At 69.5% G+C, this 22,451-nt stretch carries 21 protein-coding genes, 1 tRNA gene and 1 pseudogene; 14 read left to right on the forward strand and 9 right to left on the reverse strand.

Annotated elements, in window-relative coordinates:
• Positions 1–50 precede the first annotated feature (50 nt).
• Both JK363_RS05835 and JK363_RS05840 read left to right on the forward strand, forming a co-directional pair.
• A complete protein-coding gene (locus JK363_RS05835) occupies positions 51–1,430 on the forward strand; it encodes a replication initiator (RefSeq protein ID WP_201872570.1) in 1,380 nt (459 codons plus the stop codon).
• Positions 1,427–2,068: a recombination directionality factor gene (locus JK363_RS05840; protein WP_268981009.1), complete on the forward strand. Its 642-nt coding sequence runs from the start codon at positions 1,427–1,429 to the stop codon at positions 2,066–2,068. Before JK363_RS05835 ends, JK363_RS05840 begins: the two co-directional genes overlap by 4 nt.
• Positions 2,069–2,133: 65 nt before the next feature.
• Here JK363_RS05840 and JK363_RS05845 read toward each other — a convergent pair whose 3' ends face one another.
• The 4 genes and pseudogenes from JK363_RS05845 to JK363_RS05860 all read right to left on the reverse strand — a co-directional run bounded on the left by JK363_RS05845 (position 2,134) and on the right by JK363_RS05860 (position 6,321).
• A complete protein-coding gene (locus JK363_RS05845; protein ID WP_201872108.1) occupies positions 2,134–3,945 on the reverse strand; it encodes a recombinase family protein in 1,812 nt (603 codons plus the stop codon).
• 41 nt (positions 3,946–3,986) lie between these two features.
• Positions 3,987–4,241: pseudogene (locus JK363_RS05850) on the reverse strand (rRNA methyltransferase); the annotation flags it as partial.
• A gap of 53 nt (positions 4,242–4,294) precedes the next feature.
• On the reverse strand, positions 4,295–5,659 hold the full coding sequence (locus JK363_RS05855; protein WP_372444717.1) for an HTTM domain-containing protein: 1,365 nt from the start codon (positions 5,657–5,659) through the stop codon (positions 4,295–4,297).
• Complete coding sequence (locus tag JK363_RS05860) at positions 5,656–6,321, reverse strand: DUF5819 family protein (RefSeq protein ID WP_201872110.1); 666 nt, start codon at positions 6,319–6,321, stop codon at positions 5,656–5,658. The genes JK363_RS05855 and JK363_RS05860 overlap by 4 nt, the downstream gene beginning before the upstream one ends.
• Before the next feature lie 222 nt (positions 6,322–6,543).
• On the opposite strand from JK363_RS05860, the gene paaA reads away from it, so the two are divergent.
• The 6 genes from paaA to JK363_RS05890 all read left to right on the forward strand — a co-directional run bounded on the left by paaA (position 6,544) and on the right by JK363_RS05890 (position 11,341).
• Positions 6,544–7,494, forward strand: coding sequence for a 1,2-phenylacetyl-CoA epoxidase subunit PaaA (gene paaA / locus JK363_RS05865; RefSeq protein ID WP_201872112.1), 951 nt, complete (start codon positions 6,544–6,546; stop codon positions 7,492–7,494).
• Positions 7,491–7,787, forward strand: a complete 297-nt coding sequence (paaB, locus tag JK363_RS05870; protein ID WP_201872114.1) for a 1,2-phenylacetyl-CoA epoxidase subunit PaaB — start codon at positions 7,491–7,493, stop codon at positions 7,785–7,787. Before paaA ends, paaB begins: the two co-directional genes overlap by 4 nt.
• A complete protein-coding gene (paaC, locus tag JK363_RS05875) occupies positions 7,784–8,485 on the forward strand; it encodes a 1,2-phenylacetyl-CoA epoxidase subunit PaaC (protein ID WP_201872118.1) in 702 nt (233 codons plus the stop codon). Before paaB ends, paaC begins: the two co-directional genes overlap by 4 nt.
• Positions 8,479–9,000 carry a 1,2-phenylacetyl-CoA epoxidase subunit PaaD gene (gene paaD, locus JK363_RS05880; protein WP_201872125.1) on the forward strand — a complete coding sequence of 174 codons (522 nt, stop codon included), beginning with the start codon at positions 8,479–8,481 and terminating at the stop codon, positions 8,998–9,000. The genes paaC and paaD overlap by 7 nt, the downstream gene beginning before the upstream one ends.
• Positions 9,000–10,106, forward strand: a complete 1,107-nt coding sequence (locus JK363_RS05885) for a 2Fe-2S iron-sulfur cluster-binding protein (RefSeq protein ID WP_201872128.1) — start codon at positions 9,000–9,002, stop codon at positions 10,104–10,106. The genes paaD and JK363_RS05885 overlap by 1 nt, the downstream gene beginning before the upstream one ends.
• An 86-nt stretch (positions 10,107–10,192) precedes the next feature.
• Positions 10,193–11,341: an acyl-CoA dehydrogenase family protein gene (locus tag JK363_RS05890; protein ID WP_201872129.1), complete on the forward strand. Its 1,149-nt coding sequence runs from the start codon at positions 10,193–10,195 to the stop codon at positions 11,339–11,341.
• Between the two features lie 286 nt (positions 11,342–11,627).
• Here the strand turns inward: JK363_RS05890 and JK363_RS05895 are convergent, their stop codons facing one another.
• The 4 genes from JK363_RS05895 to JK363_RS05910 all read right to left on the reverse strand — a co-directional run bounded on the left by JK363_RS05895 (position 11,628) and on the right by JK363_RS05910 (position 15,088).
• Positions 11,628–11,981 carry a rhodanese-like domain-containing protein gene (locus JK363_RS05895; protein WP_201872130.1) on the reverse strand — a complete coding sequence of 118 codons (354 nt, stop codon included), beginning with the start codon at positions 11,979–11,981 and terminating at the stop codon, positions 11,628–11,630.
• A gap of 53 nt (positions 11,982–12,034) precedes the next feature.
• A complete protein-coding gene (locus JK363_RS05900) occupies positions 12,035–12,913 on the reverse strand; it encodes a hypothetical protein (protein WP_201872131.1) in 879 nt (292 codons plus the stop codon).
• Positions 12,914–12,952: 39 nt separating this feature from the next.
• Positions 12,953–14,485 carry a DUF2252 domain-containing protein gene (locus tag JK363_RS05905; protein ID WP_201872132.1) on the reverse strand — a complete coding sequence of 511 codons (1,533 nt, stop codon included), beginning with the start codon at positions 14,483–14,485 and terminating at the stop codon, positions 12,953–12,955.
• A 222-nt stretch (positions 14,486–14,707) separates the two neighbouring features.
• Positions 14,708–15,088 (reverse strand): winged helix-turn-helix transcriptional regulator, encoded by a 381-nt coding sequence (locus JK363_RS05910; protein ID WP_201872133.1) that lies wholly within the window; start codon positions 15,086–15,088, stop codon positions 14,708–14,710.
• Positions 15,089–15,204: 116 nt separating this feature from the next.
• Between JK363_RS05910 and JK363_RS05915 the strand changes: the two genes are divergently transcribed.
• Positions 15,205–15,858, forward strand: coding sequence for an FMN-dependent NADH-azoreductase (locus JK363_RS05915; protein WP_201872139.1), 654 nt, complete (start codon positions 15,205–15,207; stop codon positions 15,856–15,858).
• A gap of 195 nt (positions 15,859–16,053) precedes the next feature.
• Here JK363_RS05915 and JK363_RS05920 read toward each other — a convergent pair.
• Positions 16,054–16,140: transfer RNA gene (locus JK363_RS05920), tRNA-Leu, on the reverse strand.
• A gap of 322 nt (positions 16,141–16,462) precedes the next feature.
• On the opposite strand from JK363_RS05920, the gene JK363_RS05925 reads away from it, so the two are divergent.
• The 5 genes from JK363_RS05925 to JK363_RS05945 all read left to right on the forward strand — a co-directional run bounded on the left by JK363_RS05925 (position 16,463) and on the right by JK363_RS05945 (position 22,397).
• Entirely contained in the window at positions 16,463–17,311 is an 849-nt protein-coding gene (locus tag JK363_RS05925; RefSeq protein ID WP_201872140.1) for an FHA domain-containing protein, read from the forward strand.
• 10 nt (positions 17,312–17,321) lie between these two features.
• On the forward strand, positions 17,322–17,840 hold the full coding sequence (locus JK363_RS05930; protein ID WP_201872141.1) for an FHA domain-containing protein FhaB/FipA: 519 nt from the start codon (positions 17,322–17,324) through the stop codon (positions 17,838–17,840).
• Between the two features lie 75 nt (positions 17,841–17,915).
• On the forward strand, positions 17,916–19,508 hold the full coding sequence (locus tag JK363_RS05935) for a PP2C family protein-serine/threonine phosphatase (protein ID WP_215910602.1): 1,593 nt from the start codon (positions 17,916–17,918) through the stop codon (positions 19,506–19,508).
• A gap of 22 nt (positions 19,509–19,530) precedes the next feature.
• Complete coding sequence (locus JK363_RS05940; protein WP_201872144.1) at positions 19,531–20,940, forward strand: FtsW/RodA/SpoVE family cell cycle protein; 1,410 nt, start codon at positions 19,531–19,533, stop codon at positions 20,938–20,940.
• The gene (locus tag JK363_RS05945; RefSeq protein WP_201872146.1) at positions 20,937–22,397 is read left to right on the forward strand and encodes a peptidoglycan D,D-transpeptidase FtsI family protein; all 1,461 of its coding nucleotides are present in this window, start codon (positions 20,937–20,939) and stop codon (positions 22,395–22,397) included. The genes JK363_RS05940 and JK363_RS05945 overlap by 4 nt, the downstream gene beginning before the upstream one ends.
• The last annotated feature ends 54 nt before the right edge of the window (positions 22,398–22,451 follow it).

Consider the following 22,451-nt stretch of genomic DNA (forward strand, 5'->3'; position numbering starts at 1 on the left):
CCGAGACCACCTCGGCTGACAGGCGCGCCGCTCTTGACCGCGCGGCGCGCCTGCGTCAGCTCTCCGAAGTTGACCAAGACCTGATACGCCTCGTCCAAGACCCCGGCTTCAGCCGCTGGCTGGACCAGATCACCGCCACCGGCGGGTGCGCCCACCCCATCCACCTCACCGGATCCACCACCACCCGCGACGCGCTCACGGGTGAGCTGCTCCACCACTACGACACCCGCAACGAGCCCGGCGAACGGCTCCTGATCCGCTGCCGCAACCGCCGCGCTACCGTCTGCGCCCCCTGCTCCCGCCTCCACGCGGGCGACACCTTCCACCTGGTACGGGCCGGACTCCTCGGCGGCAAGACCGTACCCGCCGACGTACGCGAGCGGCCCCGACTGTTCCTCACCCTCACCGCACCCAGCTTCGGCCCCGTCCACCGCACCACCACCGACGGGCAGCGCTGCCGACCGCGCCGGGATGCGGGCCAGTGCGAACACGGACGCCCCCTGGGCTGCCCGGCCGTCCACGACGGCACCGAACGGCTCGTTGGACAGCCGCTGTGTCCCGACTGCTACGACTACGCGGCACACATCCTGTGGCACGCGCACGCGGGTCGGCTGTGGAAGGCGTTCACGGACAACCTGTACAACCACCTCGCTGCCCGCGTCGGCCACACCCGCACCGGCCTGCGCCGCAGCCTCCGCATCTCCTACGCCAAAGTCGCCGAGTACCAAAAGCGCGCGGCCGTCCATGTCCACGCTGTGGTGCGTCTCGACGGCGTACACGGCTCGGACGATCCGCCCCCGGCCTGGGCAACGGCTGACGTGCTTCTGGCCGTGGTCCGCACTGCTGCGGCGGCGGTCCACCTCCACACCCCCTACAGCGTGGCCCTGGGAGAACACGAACTGCGCTGGGGCACCGAACTCGACGCCCGGCCGCTCCGTGCCTTCGGCGACGGTGAGGGCCTGGCCGATGACGCCGTAGCCGCGTACGTCGCCAAATACGTCACCAAGGGGGCCACCGACACCGGGGCCGGACTCGACCATCAGATTGCCAACCTCGACGAGATCGAGGCGGCCCCCGTGTCGGCCCACGTGCGAACCCTGATGCGCGCCTGCTGGCGCCTGGGCGGGCTCCTCGAACTGGAGCCGCTACGGCTGCGCGCGTGGGCTCACACGCTCGGCTACCGGGGCCACATCCTCACCAAGTCACGCGCGTACTCGACCACGTACGCGGCACTGCGCACCGAACGAGCCGACCACCAGCGCGACAGGACCCAACTCGCCGATCCAGACGTGATCAGGGACGCCCACTGGCGCTACGTCGGCTCCGGCCACACCCCCGGAGCCGCGCTCATCGCCACCGGGATCGCGGAAGACCTCGAACGGAACCGGGAGATCGCCCGTGAGCATCGGGGCGGTGAAAGTACGTCTTGACTGAGCATCAGATAGCGGGGGTCTTTCGCTCCGGTCGCATGGTGGACCGTCGGCCCGAGTCATTGGCCAGGTGGCGCGTAACGACCGCTGCCCACCACACGGCGGCGGGCATCGCGCTACTCCTCGGTGGGACTCCGGAAGAGAGGACGACGGGCATTCAGAGTCACGTTGAGGTGATGACGGCAGCACGGTCCGTTCCGATTGTCGTGGAGGGGCCTGAGGCCGTCACGTCAGACTTGAAGCTGTGGGGTCATGCAGGGCTCATTCACCACTGCGACGGAATTCACTTCCTGTCGCCTGATGAACGCATCGGGAAGCTCTGCAAATGCCCCCAAAGTGCCGCTGACCGGAGAGCCCAAGCCAAGTCGGGCTACGGCCCGCATCCCAGCACAAACATCTTCTTTCGGCTCGCCGATAATTTCTTCTTGGGAGTCTTCAAATTCCATTCCACTTCGTGGCTACTTGCTGAGAATATTCAGAACATCAGAAACACACTGCTCAATTCCCACGACAAAGTGCTGTGCGAACTGTCCATCGAAACCGTGGAGTTCACTCCCGCAGACGGCGGCCTGAGCATGCGCTACCGAAAGCCCGCCATAAAGGAACTCACGCCGCGGAACGAACAGAGCACTTCTTGACTTCCGAAGCCCACACAGCATTATGCCCCGCTTCCACCTCAAAGCGGAGCCTAATGCTGGCGGAGCTACTTTACTTCCTCTTCTTTCTTCGGCTTGCGGGCCCAGTCGATCCGCACACGCTTTTCCGGTTTCGCGTGCCTTCCTCGACCAACAGCAGGCGTGATGTGCACGCGATCCACAAACAGGGCCAAGAATGCCCGGCGTTCCATCATGTCCCAAACTGCCCAAGGCGCCCCCTCCCCGAGGGGATCGCCGTCGCTGTCTCCGAGCCAGTCACTGAGCGGTAGCGTCGTCGCTCGCTCGGTTTCCTTGTCGAGCTCAGCCAACCGGGCCTCACAGCGGGCTTCCTGCTCCTCAAGGCGCCTACGGGAGTCGTGGAACATCTCCTCGCCGACGGTGCCCCTGTACGCGCCTTCCCGACGGTCCTTGTAGACCGTCCGCAGTGACTCCCGCGTGTAGGCGAGTGCGGATTCTGTCGCTGCCCGCTCTTGCTGGAGTCCTGACGTGTCTCGCTGGTGTGCGAAGCGTCGTGCCACCTCGCGCAGCAGCGCCGTCTCTTCCTCGTCCAGCTCTTCCGGATCACTGCTGAGTGCTTGCAGCTTCCCCCACACCCTGCGTGCCACGGCGTCGTCCGCTGCTGCCATTCGAATGTTGAGTCCACCGTGTCCCTTCGGAGCGGCAGCGCGTACGTAGCACTGGTAGACACCATGGGTACGGGACTGGAACATTCCTTCACCGCATACGTCGCAGCGAAGGATTCCCCACCCGCCGAGCAGGGAATCCGTTCCGCGTTTGTTGCTGTGAGTCATCTTGCGCCCGTTCACGACGTCTTGCAGCTCGTACCAGGTTTCGGCACTGATGATCCCTTCATGGGCCACGATGGGAGCGCCGTCCTCCCCACGGAGCGGCACTCGCTTCCCGATACTCCCCTTCTCACCGGTCTTCTTGTTCGGCGCCTTCCGACCAATCCACTCCATGGCGAAACCAGCAAGCCGGGGATCACGCAGAACCCGGAGCACCGCGAGAGCGGTCCACCGGGGCGGCTTGTCCTTCTTCTTCTCGTTGAGTGTCGCCTTCTTGGACGCAGCCAGACGGTTAGCGGCCTTATCACCCATGTTGGTCAGCTTGGTAGGCACTCCCCGGTCATTGAGGTCACGAGCGATCCAGTGGGCCGACTTACCGGCCATCGCTGACTTGACCATGAATTCGACGTGCTCCCGCTCCTCGGTATGAGGGACAAGCCGAGTGATCTTGAAGCCGTCGCGGACGATACGTGTCGCCTCGAACCCGTACGGCGTGCCTCCGGAGACGTGACCGCCGACCTTCCGGTGCTCTTCCTTCGCGCCCGTGATGAACACGGACTTGTTCTCCGACTCCTGCTGAGCGAGTCCGGCGATGATGGCGAAGATCCCGATACCGACCGGCGTGGACGTATCCAAGTAGGGCTCATGGACGCTCACGAGGGTGACGCCATGGGCGCGCATCTCGGCCTCGATCTTCATCGCCTCCAACGCACCCTGCCGCGTGAGGCGCGAGAGCATCGTGATCACAACCACGTCGTACTTCCCCGCCCGTACGGCTTCCATCAGGGCGTCATACCCCGGGCGGCGGGCCGACGGGTCGTAGCCGGATTTCCCGATGTCCTCGAAGTGGTCCGTCTCCGGGTCGTGCGTGTACCCGCGAGCTATGCACAGTGCGTGAGTGGCGTTCCGCTGGGCTTGGGGCGAGCCTTGAGAGTCGGCTTCCTTCTTCTGGCTCTGGCGTCCGTACGTGGCCGCGCGCGGTACGTCCTCGGCGGTGCGGGCTGCTTCGGCGATCGCGTAGGAGTGGGGCAACTCGGCTGCGGAGTAAGGCCCTTCGGGCTCCGTGGTCTTCATGACCACGAAGCTAGGACCTCAACACCCCTTCCGTATACGCAATTGAAGTCATGGCTCCAGTTCTCGATGGCCACATGGAAGTCATGGCGGCGGGTGTCGAGATCGGCGACGATCGCCTCACGGGTCCAGTAGCGGTAGTGGTCGGCGACATTGCGGCGGTCGCCGTGTTCGAGCAGCTCCGGGTCGTAGCGGTCCCCGGACGGCCAGGGGCGGGGGTGCGGGCCGACCCCGATCTCGGGGGTGAAGCCCTCGTCGTACTGGACCGGTTCCTGCGGACGGATGTCGCCGGCGTGGATGTTGTCGGCCTGGATGCCGCCAGGGTTGATGTCGCCGGGGTGGATGTCGCTGCTCACCCGATGAGCGTACGGGCCTGGGGCTCCTCAGCGCGCTCCGGAGCCCGTGGCCCGCGCAGCCGCCGGACCCGCGCCAGCACCCGGTCCCGGAGCCGGGCTGCCCTCGCTCCGCTCCAGAGCAGAAAAGCCGTGGGCAGGAACACCGCGTCGGCGGCGATCGCGGCGAGCGAGAAGAAGGGCAGCCCCAGCATGATCGCAATGCCCAGGTGCTCCATCATCAGCAGGACGAGCATCACATTCTTGGCCCGCCGGTTGAGCAGGGTGAAGGGGAAGGCGACCTGCATGATGACGGTTCCGTAAGTGAGCACCAGCACCAGCGTGCCGTTGGACGCCATGAAGTCGGCGAGCCCGGGCCAGGGCGAGAAGTAGGTCAGATGCAGCGGGTAGTAGAGGGCGGTGCCGTCCTGCCAGCGCGAGCCCTGGATCTTGTACCAGCCTGCCGAGGCGTAGAGCAGACACACCTCGCCCATGATCACCAGCAGTGCGCCGTTGTGCGCCAGATTGGCGAGCACATCCAGGACGGTGCGCGGCTCCCCCGGTGCGTAGCGCCGCACCAGCCACCAGCCGGCCTGGACGATCCACAGCCCCCACAGGACGGTGCCCCAGCCGACGCCGGGCAACGGCCCGTCGGCCGTCAGGAAGAGCCGGGCCTCGGTGAACAGCTGCGCCCAGAGAAGCACCAGCCCCAGCACGGCCCAGAGCACGATGCCCGTCGTATCGCGGGAGGGCTCCTTCTGCCGCGCCGTCCGGCGGGCGTCCAGCGACCACACCTGCCCGCACCGGGTCAGTGCCAGATAGGTCGCCATCAGATGGATGAGGTTGTCACCGCCGTCCCCGATGAAGATGCTGCGGTTCTGGAGCGACAGGACCCCGAGCATGAACAGCACGGACATGGTGCGGGTGCGCCAGCCGAGCAGCAGCAGCGCGCTCGAGACGATGCCGAGGGTGTAGACGATCTCGAACCAGAGGGTGCTGTCGGTCCATATCAGTGCGCTGAAGGCGCGGTTGGTGTCCAGCAGCCGGTGGGCCATGTCCCAGCTCATCGGGCCGCCGGGCCCGTACAGCTCCCGGCGGTGGGGCCATTCGCGCAGCAGGAAGAGCAGCCAGGTGAAGGAGAAGCCGATCCGGACGATCGCGGTCTGGTAGGGGCCGAGAGCCGAGCCACTGACGCGGGCATGACCGCGGGCCACGGCGGAATGCAGCCGGGCGCTCAGCGGGGCGCGGGCACCAGGTCCGGCGGACGGCCGCTCCGGGGCGGGCGGCGGCGTGGCGCCGGACGCGGGGTCGGGGCCGGATACGGTTCCGGAGACGGACGCGGGGTCGGGCTCGGAGGAGTGCGCGGGGACAGCGGGCACGGTCACCGGCTCTTCGCCTCCGGAAGGTCGTCGCCGGTCACCGTCCACCACGGCAGTACGCGGTAGAGCGTCTTGGTGTCGATCTTCTCGTCGCTCCACGGCGGTGCGGCCAGGGGCGTGGTCGCGGACCGCACCTGCACCCGCTCCACGGTGCCGCCGCCCTCCTCCCGGCCGAAGCGGAGCATCACGATCCGGCGCATGTACTGCTCGAAGAGCGGACCGCGGGCCCCGGTCGACCGGTCCTGCTCATCATGCGAGGAGACATAGAACTCCCAGGCCCGCCGCAGCTCGTTCTGCTGGGTGTGACTGGGCAGCGGGTTGTGGCGGATGGCCGCGCCGTCCTCTGCTGAGAGGTTTCTCCACCCGGTGGTCGCGGTGCCGCCGTCGGGCGTGCGGATCTCGGCGCGGGACTGTACGGCGATGTTCTGCTGCAGCGGATTGGGAGCGAAGAGCTTCCAGTTCCGCTCGAACTCCGGATAGATGTAGTCCTCGATGGCCTCGCCGTGCTGCTTGCTGAGCGTATTGGGCGGCGAGACGTTCAGAAACGCCATCCCGAGGTGGATGGCCGCCGCGACGGCCGCGACCGCGGTGGCCACCGCGATGATCAGCTGAGCGGGCAGGGAGAGCACGGCGAGCCGTCCCGCCGTCTCGTCGTCCGTCTCCGCCATACCGCCCCGCTCCCGATGGTGTCCGGTGCTCGCGCCCGCCCGTCCGGCCGCGCGCTCCGCGGCCCCTACGCCCCGGAACGGTACCCATGCGGAACCGCCGGCACAGCGCCCTCGGCGTTATCCACAGGCTTGACACCCTACGTTCCGGCGGCTCACCATTGAACCGAACGATCGGTCGGTCGGTTGGCCGGTCGGTGGGGACGGATGGCGAAGGGGCTTCGCATGACGACGATGGCGGCGGACGCCGGGGCGTATGAGGCGGTGTTCGACGCCGCTCTGGCCGCTGACGAGCGCATCGAGCCACGCGACTGGATGCCCGATGCCTACCGGGCGTCACTGGTCCGGCAGATGGCCCAGCACGCCCACTCCGAGATCATCGGCATGCAGCCGGAGGCAAACTGGATCACCCGCGCCCCCTCGCTGCGGCGCAAGGCGATCCTGATGGCCAAGGTGCAGGACGAGGCGGGCCACGGCCTGTATCTCTACAGCGCCGCGGAGACCCTGGGCACCAGCCGGGACGAGCTGCTCGACAAGCTGCACACCGGCCGCCAGAAGTACTCCTCGATCTTTAACTACCCCACGCTGACCTGGGCCGATGTCGGTGCCATCGGCTGGCTGGTGGACGGCGCCGCGATCACCAACCAGGTCCCGCTGTGCCGCTGCTCCTACGGCCCCTACGCCCGCGCGATGGTCAGGATCTGCAAGGAGGAGTCCTTCCACCAGCGCCAGGGATATGAGCTGCTGCTGGCCCTCAGCAAGGGCACCGAGGCCCAGCACGCCATGGCGCAGGATGCGGTGGACCGCTGGTGGTGGCCGTCGCTGATGATGTTCGGCCCGCCGGACGACGCCTCGGCCCACTCCGCCCAGTCGATGGCCTGGAAGATCAAGCGCCATTCCAACGACGAGCTGCGCCAGCGCTTCGTCGACATCTGCGTCCCGCAGGCCGAGTCGCTCGGCCTGACCCTCCCCGACCCCGATCTCCGGTGGAACGAGGAGCGGGGCCACCACGATTTCGGAGCGATCGACTGGAACGAGTTCCACGAGGTGCTGCGGGGCAATGGCCCGTGCAACGCCCAGCGGATCTCCCAGCGGCGCCGGGCCCATGAGGAAGGCGCCTGGGTGCGCGAGGCAGCCGCCGCGTACGCGGCCAAGCACGGGGAGGAACAATCATGAGTGGTGGCCCGAGCGGTGCGTGGCCGCTGTGGGAGGTGTTCGTCCGCAGCAGGCGCGGGCTCTCCCACACCCACGCCGGAAGTCTGCACGCGCCGGACGCCGAGATGGCTCTGCGCAATGCCCGCGATCTGTACACCCGCCGCTCGGAAGGGGTGTCGATCTGGGTGGTGCCCTCCACCGCGGTCACCGCCTCGTCGCCGGACGAGAAGGACCCGTTCTTCGAGCCGTCCGCCGACAAGCCCTATCGCCACCCCACCTTCTACGAGATCCCGGAAGGGGTGCAGCACCTGTGACCGCGGCCCTCGCCCTGGGCGATGACGCACTGGTGCTCTCCCACCGGCTCGGAGAGTGGGCGGGCCACGCCCCCGTGCTGGAGGAGGAGGTGGCGCTCGCCAATATCGCCCTTGATCTGCTCGGCCAGGCCCGGGTGCTGCTCTCCCTGGCCGGTGACGAGGACGAGCTCGCCTATCTGCGCGAGGAGCGGGCGTTCCGCAATGTGCAGCTCGTCGAGCAGCCCAATGGGGACTTCGCCCACACCATCGCCCGCCAGCTCTACTTCTCCACCTATCAGGAGCTGCTGTACGAGCGGCTGGCGCGGGGCGGCGGCCCCTTCGCCCCGCTCGCCGCCAAGGCGGTCAAGGAGGTCGCCTACCACCGCGACCACGCCGAGCACTGGACGCTGCGGCTCGGCGACGGCACCGCCGAAAGCCATGAGCGGATGCGGGTGGCGCTGGAATCCCTGTGGCGGTTCACCGGCGAGCTGTTCGAGCCGGTGGAAGGGTGCGAGGTGGAGTGGGACACCCTGCACACCGCATGGCTGGCCCGCCTCACCTCGGTCCTGGAGCGCGCCACGCTGGCCGTGCCCGAGGGGCCACGGCGGGGTGCGTGGGCCGCGGGTGCCGGGCGGCAGGGCGTCCACACCGAATCGTTCGGCCGCATGCTGGCGGAGATGCAGCATCTGCACCGCAGTCACCCGGGGGCGACATGGTGACCCCGGCAGCCCACGCCTCCGGCACCACCGCGCTCGAGGAGGAGCTGCGGCGGCTGGCGGGATCCGTGCCGGATCCCGAGCTGCCCATGGTCTCCCTCGCCGAGCTGGGTGTGGTGCGCGGGCTGCGGGTGCTGGGGCCGGGCCGGGTCGAGGTCGAGCTGACCCCCACCTACACCGGCTGCCCGGCGCTGGAGTCGATGAGCGCCGATATCGAGCGGGTGCTGCACGATCGCGGGATCCCCGAGGTGGCGGTCCGTACGGTGCTCTCCCCGCCCTGGTCCACGGACGCGATCAGCCCGGAGGGCCGCCGCAAGCTGGCCGAGGCCGGGATAGCGCCGCCCTCGCCGCGGCGGGCGGAGGCGGGCGGGCCGGTCGCCGTCGACCTGACGGTGCGCTGCCCGCATTGCGGCTCCACCGAGACCAAGCTGCTCAGCCGCTTCTCCTCCACCGCGTGCAAGGCGCTGCGCCGCTGTGAGGCATGCCGTGAACCGTTCGACCACTTCAAGGAGTTGTGATGGCCGCGGAAGCGGTGGTGGAGGCCACCACACACCATGGCGCGTTCCACCCGCTGCGGGTGGTGGCGGTCGAGCGGCTCACCGATGACGCGGTGGCCGTCACCCTGCGGGTGCCGCCCGCGCTGCGGGAGACCTTCCGCTTCGTCCCCGGACAGCACATCGCGGTGCGGCGGTTCGTGGACGGCACCGAGATCCGGCGTACGTACTCGATCTGCACACCGGCGCCCGGGGCGGAGGGCCCGGAGTTTCTGCGGGTGGGGGTGCGGCTGGTCGAGGGCGGCGAGTTCTCGACCTACGCCCTCAAGGAGCTGGCCGTCGGCGAGGTCATGGAGGTGATGGCGCCGGCGGGCCGGTTTGTGCTCGCTCCCCGGCCGGGCCATTTCGCCGCGGTGGTCGGCGGCAGCGGTATCACCCCGGTGCTCTCCATCGCCGCGACGCTGCTGGAGCGGCAGCCCGAGGCCCGGTTCTGTCTGATCCGCAGCGACCGCACCGCCGCGTCCACGATGTTCCTGGAGGAGGTCGCCGACCTCAAGGACCGCTGGCCCGACCGGTTCCAGCTGGTGTGCGCGCTCTCCCGGGAGGAGCAGCAGACCGGGCTGGTCTCCGGGCGGCTGGACGAGGAGCGGCTGACCGGGCTGCTGCCCGCGCTGCTGCCGGTGGGGTCGGTGGACGGCTGGTTCCTCTGCGGTCCGCATGGGCTGGTGAGCGCCGCCGAGCGGGCGCTGCGCGGCCTGGGGGTGGCCCGCGGCCGGGTCCATCAGGAGATCTTCCATGTCGACACCGCCGATGAGACCGGTTCGACCGTGCCGGGGCCGGTCGATATCGCCTCGCACAGTTCGGTGACCGCGACCCTGGACGGGCGCTCGGGCACCTGGCCGGTGCAGGACGGGGAAGTGCTGCTGGAGACCGTGCTGCGCAACCGCACTGACGCACCGTATGCCTGCAAGGGCGGGGTGTGCGGCACCTGCCGGGCGTTCCTGGTCTCCGGTGAGGTGCGGATGGACCGGAATTTCGCGCTGGAGCCGGACGAGGTGGAGGCGGGCTATGTGCTGGCCTGTCAGTCCCATCCGGTCGGTGAGCGGGTGGAGTTGGACTTCGACCGCTGAAGCGCGGTGGTGACCGTTCCCTTCTTGTAGAACCTGTTCTATCTTGACCGGCCGTCGGACAGAGCCGCGGCGCGGGAGGACGAACAGTGGACTTCACCTTCACCGAGGAGCAGCAGGCTGCCGTCGAGGCGGCGAAGGCCGTCTTCGCCTCCGTCGAACCGGACAGTGTGCCCAGCCCCGCATTGATCCGCGGGGCCGTGGCGGAGGACTTCGACCGGGCGCTGTGGAAGCGGCTCGCCGAAGGCGATCTCCTCGGCCTGACGCTCGACCCGGGCCACGGCGGTTCGGGGCTGGACCTCATCGCCCTGTGCCTGGTGCTGCGGGAGTCCGCCCGGGTGCTGGCCCGGGTGCCGCTGCTGGAGTCCGGGGCGGCGGCCCTGGCCGTGCAGAAGTACGGGGACGCGGAGCTGTGCGCCGACGTTCTGCCCCGGGTGGTGCGCGGTGAGCTGGCGCTCACTGTCGCGCCGAACGGGCGCACCGGTCATGACCCGGCCGAACTCGCCGTCCAGGCCCGTCAGGACGGCGACCGCTGGGTGCTGGACGGCGTCCAGACCGCCGTCCCCTGGGCCCATGGCGCCGACCGGGTGCTGATCCCCGCCCATACCGGCGCGGGCAACACGGTCCTCGCACTGGTCCCCCGCCGCCAGGACGGCGTTGTCCTCGACGAGCAGGTGTCCACCAGCGGTGAGCGGCAGGCCGAAATCCGCCTGGACGGGGTGCGGCTGTCCGCCGCCGAAGTGCTGTCCGCGGACGGCGCCTGGGAGTGGCTGCGGGACGTCCTCACCACCGGCACCTGCGCCCTCGCCCTGGGCCTGGGCACGGCGGTGCTGGAGATGACCAGCTCCTATGTCAGCGGTCGCGAACAGTTCGGCCATCCGCTCGCCACCTTCCAGGCGGTCGCCGTCCAGGCCGCCGACCGCTATATCGATCTGCGGGCGATGGAGGTCACCCTCTGGCAGGCCGCCTGGCGGCTCGGCAGGGAGGAGGAGCGGCCGACGGCGGGCGGCGCCCTTCCGCTCGCGGCGGATGTCGCCGTCGCCAAGATGTGGGCCGCCGAGGGCGTACGGCGCGTGGTGCAGACCGCGCAGCATCTGCATGGCGGCTTCGGCGCGGTCACCGACTATCCGCTGCACCGCTATCACGCCTGGGCCAAGCAGCTGGAGCTGTCGCTCGGCCCGGCCGCCGCGTACGAGGAAGCCCTTGGCACCCTCCTCGCCACCCACCCCGTCGCCTGACGCCCCGTCCGGCCCCGATGGGACGAACTCCCCCGGTCAGGCGACGTGGGCCGGGCCCGGGCGGGCCGAACTCCCGCGAACGAACGCTGATGTGAGCGCGCCCACCGGCTCAGCCGGGGCAGGTGGGCCGCACCGCACGACACAACGGCGACGCACGATTCCACCACGACCACCCCCGCCCGGCCACAGGCGCCGGGCGCGGACCGAGCTCGGCCGACGCGCCCCACGGCCCGGACCGGTATCCAGCGGGGCAGGCCACCATGACCGGCCGCCGGAGAACGCCCCGCTAGAGGACGAACGCGCCCTCGGGGCTGTTGTCCTGGCCGGAGACCATGGGGCGGCCCGCCACATGCCAGGCGAGCATGCCGCCGTCCACATTCACCGCGTCCAGGCCCTGCGCGACCAGATACTGCGTCACCTGCGCGGAACGCCCGCCGACCCGGCACATCACATGCACCCGCCGACCGTCGCCCACCGCCTCGGTCAGCTCACCGAACCGGGCGACGACCTGGCCCATGGGAATGTGCAGCGCGCCCTCGACATGCCCGGCCGCCCATTCCTCGTCCTCCCGGACGTCCAGCAGAAAGCCGTCGGCGGGTACGGCCGCGGCCTCCACCTGGGGAAGCTGGGCAAAATGCATCACACACACCTCTCACACGCCATTGCGGCATCCGTCAGCCGACAGAAAACCTACTACCGCGCCAGCTCCGCCAGCCGGGCCTCCTTCTCGGAGACCTGGGCGAGCAGCTGCTCGGCGATCTCGTCCAGCAGTCCGTCCGGATCCTCCGGCGCCATCTTGATCATCGCGCCGATCGCGCTGGACTCCAGCTCGGCGGCGACGGCGGCCAGCATCTCCTTGCGCTCGGCCAGCCACTCCAGCCGGGCGTACAGCTCCTCGCTCCGGCTCGCGCGCCGCTCCGGCGGCGGAGGTCCGGCCGCCCACTCGTCGGCCAGCGTGCGCAGGGTCTCCACATCTCCGGCCGCATAGGCGGCGTTGACCCGCACGATGAACGCCCCGCGCCGCTCCCGCTCGGCCTCCTCCTCGGCCAGATCCGGATGCGCCTTGCGGGCCAGCTCCCGGTAGATCCGGCGCGCCTCCTCGCTCGGCCGTACCCGCGGCGGCGGCTGCACCGGCTTCTCGGTCAGCATCGCGGCCGCCTCCGGGGAGAGGCCGTCGGAGTCGATCCAGCCGTGGAACAGCTCCTCCACGCCCGGCATCGGCTGCACCAGCCCCCGCGCCTCCCGCGCCCTGCGCAGGTCCTCGGGGTCACCGGTGCGCTGCGCGACCGCCTCCGCGATCAGTGCGTCCAGTTCGTCGAGGCGCGAGTACATCGGCCCGAGCCGCTGGTGATGCAGCCGGGAGAAGTTCTCCACCTCCACCCGGAAGGTCTCCACCGCGATCTCGAACTCGATCAGCGCCTGCTCGGCCGCCCGCACCGCCCGCTCGAGGCGCTCGGTGGCCTGCGCCTCTTCGGCCGACCGGGCCTCCTCGGACCCGTCCTGCGATTCCGCCTGGGGCTCGGCTTCGGACACCGACTGCTGTGCCTGCTGCTGCGCTTCCGGGTTCGTCACCCGCTCAGCCTACGTCCGGCCCCCGGCCGCGCCCGAACCTCACACCCCCAGCTCCGCCGCGACCCGCCCGGAGCGCACCGCCGCGACCAGCTCCGCGTGGTCGGCCTCGGTGCGGTCGGCGTACGCCACCGCGAAGGCGGCCACCGCCTCGTCCAGCTCCTCCCCCTTGCCGCAGTAACCGGCCAGCAGCCGCGGGTCGGCGCTGTGGGCGTGCGCCCGCGCCAGCAGCGCCCCGGTCATCCGCCCGTAGTCATCCATCTGGTCGGCGGCCAGTGCCGCCGGATCCACACTCCCCTTGCGGTTCCGGAACTGCCGCACCTGATACGGCCGCCCCCGCACCGTGGTCCAGCCCAGCAGGATGTCGCTGACCACCTGCATCCGCTTCTGGCCGAGGACCACACGCCGCCCCTCGTGTCCGGCCTCCGGCACCGCGAACCCGGCGGCCCGCACATGCGGCAGCAGCACCGACGGACGAGCCTCCTTCACCTGCAACACCAGCGGCTCGCCCCGGTGGTCGAGCAGCAGCACCACATACGACCGCGTGCCCACGCTGCCCGTCCCGACGACGCGGAACGCCACGTCGTGCACCTCGTACCGGGCGAGCAGCGGCAGCCGGTCCTCGGACAGCGTCCCCAGATACTCGCCGAGCGCCGACGCCACCGCCGCCGCCTCGTCGTCCGGCACCCGCCGCAGCACCGGCGGCGCGTCCACGAAGCGGCGGGCCCCGGGTCGGCCCGGCGAATCCTCCTCCGGCACGGCCTCCGTGGCGCGGGCGGCGAACCGCGCGCTGGTGTTCCGCCGGGCCTTCTCGGCCACCCGCTCCAGCGTCCCCGCCAGATCCCTGGCGTCCGTGTGCGAGACCAACTCCTCGTCCGCGATCGCGTTCCACGCGTCCGCCGCGGGCAGCTTGGCCAGCAGCCGCACCGTGCGGCGATAGGCCCCCGCCGCGTCATGGGCCGCGGCCCGGCAGACGTCCTCGTCCGCTCCGGCCTCCCGCCCGGCGAGCACCAGCGAGGTCGCGAGCCGCTTCACATCCCACTCCCACGGACCGTGCACGGTCTCGTCGAAGTCGTTGAGATCGATGATCAGGCCGCCACGGGCGTCTCCGTAGAGCCCGAAGTTCGCGGCGTGGGCGTCCCCGCACAGCTGGGCCCCTATGCCGGTCACCGGGGTGGCCGCGAGATCGTGCGCCATCAGCCCGGCCGAACCGCGAAGGAAGGAGAAGGGGGTGGCGACCATCCGCCCCACCCGTATCGGGGTCAGCTCCGGCAGCCGTCCGGCGTTGGACCGCTCGACCGCCGTCACCGCGTCCGGCCGGCCGACGGCGGGCGGTGCCTCGGCATGCACCGAGCGCGGTACCCGCTTCCGCAGCGCCTTCCCCTCCTGCTTGGGTGACGGCTGATCTCCGTGCCAGGCGGCGAAGCCCGGCACCAGCGGCAGCCGGCGGACCGCTCCGCCCGCCCGCGCACCGCCACCGACATCCGTGCCCGTGCCGACCGCGCCCACGCCCGCGGCCGCACCGATCGTGCCGCTGTCGCCCCCGCCGCTTCCGGTGCTCTCATCGCCCGTCATGGCGCCCCCCGTTCCCCTCGTCCGCCGTCGCCCACGCGCCGGCGGCATCCGCACCGCACCGAGCGTCCGACCGGCTCCGACGACCGGATCACCTCGACTGCCCAGACCGTACCGCCCGCCGCACCGGCCCGTCAGAGCCTGTGGAAAACCCTTTCGAACGTGCCGAAGCCCCAGCTCACACGCTCAGGAACAGCAAGCAACAAGCCCACAGCGCCGGAGCGCTCAGCGACGGAACTGCTCCGGGCAGCCACCGCCCTCGGGCAGATGGTTCTCCGCCCACCGCGCCAGCTCCTTCAGCGCGGGCTCCAGCGCCCGGCCCGTGTCCGTCAGCCGGTAGGCCACCCGCAGCGGCGGTCCCGCATCGACCTCCCGCACCACCAGCCGCGCCGCGGCCAGCTCGGTGAGCCGGTCCGACAGCATCCGCTCGCTGATTCCGGGGATCGCCCTCCGCAGATCCGCGAAGTACGCCTCCTGTTCGGTCAGCACCGCGACGATCAGCCCGGTCCACCGCTTTCCGAACAGTTCGAAGACGCGCGTCATCGAGGAATCGACCTGCTTGCACGCCTGCTCGTTGCGCTGCTCGCACCCACCGCCGTCCGCCATGGAATACAGACTACTGCGCCATCGTTCGGGACTGCGAAAAAGTAAGCTACTGTGCTATCAGTAGGTACGTAGAAAAGAGCGGCCCTACGCCGCCCCTCGTCACACGGAGACACCCCATGCCCACGCTTCTGCACATCGACTCGTCCGTCTGGCCCGGCGACGCCTCCGCTTCTCGCGCTGTCACCGCCACCTTCCGCAAGGAGTGGGAGGCCCAGCATCCGGACGGCACGGTGATCTACCGCGACCTGGTCGCCGAGCCGCTGCCCCACCTCGACGGAGCCGCCGCCCACGCCGGATTCGTGCCCGCCGATGACCGCACTCCTGAGCAGCACGACGCCTTCGCGCTGCGCGAGACCCTGGCCGGTGAGCTGGAGCGGGCCGACGCGGTCCTGATCGGCGCCCCGATGTACAACTTCACGATTCCCTCCACGCTCAAGGCATGGCTGGACCACGTGATCATCATGGGTCGCACCGCGGGCGCGGAGCAGACCACCACCTCCGGCACCCCGGCGGTCGTCGTCGCCAGCCGTGGCGGGGGCTACGGCCCCGGCACCCCGCGGGAGAGCTTCGAATTCGTCACGACCTACCTCGACAAGGCTCTGAACGGCGCACTCGGCCTCGAGGTCGAGTTCGTTGTGCCGGAGCTCACGCTGGCCCGTACCAATCCGGCCATGGCCAACCTGATCGAGCTGGCGGACGCCTCCAAGGCGAAGGCCCACGAGGACGCGGCCGCCAAGGCCAAGGTCCTCGCCTCCCGCTTCGCCGCCTGAGCCGCTCCGGTCCACCCGACCGACCCAGGCCGTCCCGTTCCCGGTCCGCCTGGCCGCGAGGGCACTGAGTAAGGGCCTCCCTGGACCAGGGAGGCCCTTCCGCCGACGAACCCGAACCGCCGGCGCATCCGGAGCCAAACGCGAAGCGGGCCCCTCCCGAGCGACTTTTGTCACTCTGGAGAGGCCCGCTTCGACTGGTGCGCGAGGGGGGAGTTGAACCCCCACGCCCTTTCGGGCACTGGAACCTGAATCCAGCGCGTCTGCCTATTCCGCCACCCGCGCATGGGTGCTGCCGTACGATGCTCCTCCGCTCCCCGGTGGATCCTCGGATCCCTCCGGTTCGGGGCGGCGCGCCTTCCGACATCCAGAACATTAGCACGCTGTGCAGGGTGGAATCACACCTGTATCCGATGGCCCCGCCCCCGCCCACTCTGAGAGCGTCGCGGTTGCGGGACACTGTCGTGAGGGCACCTCTACGATCCTGTGAGAGGTGACACTGCTCCACAGGGCCAGGAAGGGGAACCACCCGATTTCCCGACGCGTGGATACGATCAGTAAGCAGTACCAGGACGACACTGAGCACGACTGAGGAAGGAGGTGCCCCGTGGGAGTACTGAAGCGCTTCGAGCAGCGACTCGAGGGACTCGTGAACGGCACCTTCGCCAAGGTGTTCAAGTCCGAGGTCCAGCCGGTCGAGATCGCGGGCGCGCTCCAGCGCGAATGCGACAACAACGCCACTATCTGGAACCGCGACCGGACCGTCGTCCCCAACGATTTCATCGTCGAGCTGAGCGCGCCCGACTTCGACCGCCTCAGCCCATACTCCGGACAACTCGGCGACGAGCTGTCCGGTATGGTGCGCGACTACGCCAAGCAACAGCGCTACACCTTCATGGGCCCGATCAAGGTCCATCTGCAAAAGGCAGAGGACCTCGACACCGGCCTGTACCGGGTGCGCAGCCGGACGCTGGCCTCCAGCGAGTCCCAGAACCCGCAGGCGGCCGCCGCTTCGGCCCGCGGCGGCGCCGGTGCCCCGCACCAGCGCCCCGGTGGTCATGGCTACCCCGCCCAGCCGGCGGGTGCGCCGCCGATGCCCGCCGCGCCCCCCGGCGCCCGTCCGGTGCCCCGCACCGGCGGAACCGGAGCGGGCCCCGGCCCGCAGCCCCAGGGCCAGACACGGCGCTGGATCGAGATCAACGGCACCCGCCATCAGATCTCGCGGCCCACTCTGGTGCTGGGCCGCAGCACCGACGCTGACGTGCGGATCGACGACCCAGGTGTCTCCCGCCGACACTGCGAGATCCGGGTCGGTACCCCGCCGACCGTTCAGGACCTCGGGTCGACCAACGGCATCGTGGTGGACGGACAGCACACCACGCGCGCTACGCTCCGCGACGGCTCGCGGATCGTCGTGGGCAGCACCACCATCGTTTACCGGCAAGCCGAAGGGTGAAGCGGGGGCAATGTCAGAGCTGACCCTCACGGTCATGCGGTTGGGTTTCCTCGCCGTACTGTGGCTGTTCGTCATCGTGGCCGTTCAGGTCATCCGTAGCGACCTGTTCGGGACCCGCGTGACCCAGCGCGGTGCGGCGCGACGCGGCGCCCCGGACCGGCAGCAAGCGCAACAGCGGCAGCAGGCCACTCCGCCGCCGCAGCGCCAGCAGTCGGGGGGCCGCGGCCGCCGCGGCGCCCCCACCAAGCTGGTGGTCTCCGAGGGCACGCTGACCGGCACCACGGTCGCCCTCCAGGGGCAGACCATCACCCTCGGCCGTGCGCACGATTCAACAATCGTGCTGGACGACGACTACGCCTCCAGCAGGCATGCCAGGATCTACCCCGACCGTGACGGCCAGTGGATCGTCGAGGACCTCGGGTCCACCAATGGCACCTATCTCGAGCGGACCCGACTCTCCACACCGACACCGATTCCGCTCGGCGCGCCGATCCGCATCGGCAAGACCGTCATCGAGCTGCGGAAGTAGTAGGACCATGACGACCGGAGGGTGGGCAGCGTGGTTGGCAAGGGGCTGTACCCGGAGCCGACGGGCGAGGTGCGCATGAGTCTGTCACTGCGTTTCGCGGCCGGATCGCACAAGGGCATGATCCGGGAGGGCAACGAGGACTCCGGTTACGCCGGGCCCCGGCTGCTCGCCATCGCCGACGGCATGGGCGGCCAGGCCGCCGGCGAGGTCGCCAGCTCCGAGGTGATCTCCACCCTGGTCCAGCTCGACGACGACATCCCGGGCTCGGACATCCTGACCTCCCTGGGCAGCGCCGTGCAGCGGGCCAACGACCAGCTGCGCGTGATGGTCGAGGAGGACCAGCAGCTGGAGGGCATGGGCACCACGCTCACCGCCCTGCTGTGGACCGGCCAGCGGCTGGGCCTGGTGCATGTCGGCGACTCGCGCGCGTATCTGCTGCGCGACGGCGTGCTGTCCCAGATCACCCAGGACCACACCTGGGTGCAGCGCCTGGTCGACGAGGGCCGGATCACCGAGGAGGAGGCGGGCACCCACCCGCAGCGCTCCCTGCTGATGCGCGCCCTGGGCAGCGGCGACCACGTCGAGCCCGATCTCTCCATCCGTGAGGTCCGGGCCGGGGACCGCTATCTGATCTGCTCCGACGGTCTGTCCGGAGTGGTCAGCCACCAGACGCTCGAGGACACCCTCGCCAGCTACCAGGGCCCCCAGGAGACCGTGCAGGAGCTGATCCAGCTCGCCCTGCGCGGCGGCGGCCCCGACAACATCACCTGCATCGTCGCCGACGTCCTGGACGTGGACGGCAACGACACCCCGGCCGCGCAGCTCAACGACACCCCGGTCATCGTGGGCGCGGTCGCCGAGAACCAGGTCCCCCTGGGCGACGGCGGTGCCGCCTCCACCCCCGCCGGCCGCGCGGCCGAGCTCGGCCGGTCCAACCGTTCCGTTCCGCATCAGGGCGACGCCCAGGGCGGGTTCGGCCCGCCCGGAAGCGGACCGGACGTCGACATGGCGCCCGAGGGCAGTTACGGGGACTACGCCAGCGGTGATCTGACCAAGAAGAGCGGCCGCAAGGCATGGGTCAAGCGCTCGCTGTACATCGCGCTGGGCCTGGCCGTGATCGGTGGCGGGCTCTACGGCGGCTACCGCTGGACCCAGACCCAGTACTACGTGGGCGCCAATGGCGACCATGTCGCGATCTACCAGGGCATCAGCCAGGACCTCGCCTGGATCAAGCTCAACAAGGTCCATGAGGACCACCGCGAGATCGAACTCAAGTACCTCCCGACCGACCAGCGCGGCCGGGTGGAGGACACCATCGCGGTGAGCAATCTCGGCCAGGCCCGGGACAAGACCAAGGATCTCGCCACCCTCGCCGGGGCCTGCCGGAAGGCGGACGCCCAGAAGAAGGCCGAGGACCGGCAGAAGGACCTCACCGGCGGTGACGGCCGGGACAGCGGCGGCTCCGACAAGGCGACGCCCAGCCAGGGCAGATCCGCCGGGAGCGGCGGGCCGGCACAGAACGACAGCAAAACGAACGAGGTGCAGACGCGGGCCGCCGAGGCCACCTCCAAGCCGACACCGACGAAGTCTCCTACTCCGAAGCCCGGCCCCACCCTTTCGGAAGAGGAGAGGGAGTTGGTCCCGCAATGCAGCAGCGCCCAGCAGTGAAGCCGTAAGGGGCCGTCCACGTATGAGCAGCACCTCCAATACCACCACGATCAGCACGGTGGGGCCGCCCAGCCGGCGCAACACCGAGCTCGCCATGCTGGTCTTCGCGGTGATCATTCCGGTCTTCGCCTACGCCAACGCGGGCCTGGCACTCAGCGACGAGATGCCCTCGGGCATGCTCAGCTACGGCATCGGGCTCGGCCTGCTGGCCGGGGTCGGCCACCTCGTGGTGCGGAAGTTCGCGCCGTACGCCGACCCGCTGCTGCTGCCGATCGCCACTCTGCTCAACGGGCTGGGGCTGGTGCTCATCTGGCGGCTGGACCAGTCCAGGCGGCTGGCCCAGCGGGCCGCGAGCATCGACCAGGTCTACGCCGCCGCGGCCCCCAAGCAGCTGATGTACTCGGCGATGGGTGTCGCCCTCTTCGTGGGCGTGCTGATCCTGCTCAAGGACCACCGGATCCTCCAGCGCTACACCTACATCTCCATGGCCGCGGCGCTGGTGCTGCTGGTCATGCCGATGTTCTTCCCGGCCAAGTTCGGTGCCCGCATCTGGGTCACCGTGGGCAGCTTCTCCATCCAGCCCGCTGAGTTCGCGAAGATCGTCATCGCGGTCTTCTTCGCGGGCTATCTCATGGTGAAACGGGACGCCCTGGCGCTGGCCAGCCGCCGCTTCATGGGGCTGTACCTGCCGCGCGGCCGTGACCTCGGTCCGATCCTCGTGGTCTGGGGCATGAGCATCCTCATCCTCGTCTTCGAGACCGACCTCGGTACCTCGCTGCTGTTCTTCGGCATGTTCGTCGTCATGCTGTACGTGGCGACCGAGCGCACCAGCTGGATCGTCTTCGGTCTGCTGATGTCCGCGGCCGGAGCGGTCGGCGTCGCCACCTTCGAGCCTCACGTCCAAGAGCGTGTGAACGCCTGGCTCGACCCGTTCGCGGCCTTCGAGAAGGGCACCACCGACCAGATCGCGCAGGCGCTGATGGCCTTCGGCTCCGGCGGTGTCTTCGGCACCGGTCTGGGCCAGGGCAGCTCGGACCTGATCGGCTTCGCCGCCAACTCGGACTTCATCCTCGCCACCGTCGGCGAGGAGCTGGGTCTGGCCGGCACCATGGCGTTCCTGCTGCTGTACGGCCTGATCGTGGAGCGGGGCGTACGGACCGCCCTGGCCGCCCGCGACCCGTTCGGCAAGCTGCTAGCGATCGGCATGTCCGCGGCCTTCGCCATCCAGGTCTTCGTGGTGGCGGGCGGTGTGATGGGGCTCATCCCGCTGACCGGTATGACCATGCCGTTCCTCGCGTACGGCGGTTCCTCGGTCCTCGCCAACTGGGCCCTGGTCGCGATCCTCATCAAGATCAGCGACACCGCGCGCCGCCCCGCCCCGGCCCCCGCTCCGTCCACAGACGCCGAGATGACTCAGGTGGTCCGCCCGTGAACAAGCCCCTGCGCCGTATCGCGATCTTCTGTGGACTGCTGGTCCTCGCCCTGCTGGTCCGGGACAACTGGATCCAGTACGTCCAGGCCGACGAGCTCAAGAACAACAAGCACAACCACCGTGTACTGATGGCCCGTTACAGCCAGAAGCGCGGCAACATCATCGTGGACGGCCAGCCGATCACCGGTTCCGTCGCGACCAACGGCACCGACTTCAAGTACAAGCGCACGTACAAGAACGGCAAGATGTGGGCGCCGGTCACCGGCTACGCCTCCCAGGCCTACGACGCCAACCAGATCGAGAAGCTCGAGGACCCCTTCCTCACGGGCAACGACGACCGCCTGTTCTTCAACCGGACGATCGACATGATCACCGGCAAGAAGCAGCGGGGCGGTGACGTGATCACCACCCTGAACGGCAAGGCCCAGAAGGCGGCGTACGAGGGTCTGGGCAACAAGAAGGGCGCCGTCGCGGCGCTCGACCCGCGCACCGGCAAGATCCTCGCCCTGGCCAGCACCCCGAGCTACGACCCCTCGACGATCGCGGGCGCGGATGACGCGAAGGAGTGGAAGGCGCTCCAGCCGAAGGACAACAAGGACGACCCGATGCTCAACCGGGCGCTGCGGCAGACCTACCCGCCCGGTTCCACGTTCAAGGTCGTCACCGCCGCCGCGGCGCTGGAGAACGGGAAGTACACGGACATCAACGCGCCGACCAAGTCGCCGCTGCCCTGGCGGCTTCCGCTCTCCACCAAGAACCTGGACAACGAGGGCAACATCCCCTGCGAGAACGCCACCCTGCGGCAGGCCCTGCGCTACTCCTGCAACACGGTCTTCGGCAAGCTCGGTGACGACCTCGGCAAGGACAAGATGCGGGAGCAGGCCGAGAAGTTCGGCTTCGGCAAGGAGTTCCTGACGCCGGTCCGCGCCAACGCCAGCGTCTACCCCGAGGACATGGACCGGCCGTCCAACGCGATGTCCGCCATCGGCCAGTACGACACCCGCGCCACCCCGATCCAGATGGCCATGGTCGCCGCCGCGATCGCCAATGACGGCAAGCTGATGAAGCCGTACATGATCGACTCGCTGCGCGCCCCCAACCTGAGCACCATCGAGCAGAACAAACCGGAGGAGATGAGCCAGGCGGTCTCCCCGGAGAACGCCCGCAAGCTCCAGGACATGATGAAGACCGTCGTGGACGAGGGCACCGGCACCAAGGCCCAGATCCCGAACGTCGAGGTCGGCGGCAAGACCGGTACCGCTCAGCACGGTGTCGCGAACAGCAAGAACCCCTACGCGTGGTTCATCTCCTATGCCAAGGGCGAGGACGGCTCCCCCGTCGCGGTCGCGGTCGTCATCGAGGGTTCCGACACCATCCGCAACGACATCGCGGGCGGCAGGCTCGCCGCACCGATCGCCAAGGACGTGATGAAGGCGGTACTGGACAGCGAGAAGTGACGCCGGTCACGCCCTGATACCAATCCCGCACGTCGCCGTACCGGTCCGGTATCA

Source organism: Streptomyces coffeae, assembly GCF_016741875.1.
GTDB classification, from domain to species: domain Bacteria; phylum Actinomycetota; class Actinomycetes; order Streptomycetales; family Streptomycetaceae; genus Streptomyces; species Streptomyces coffeae.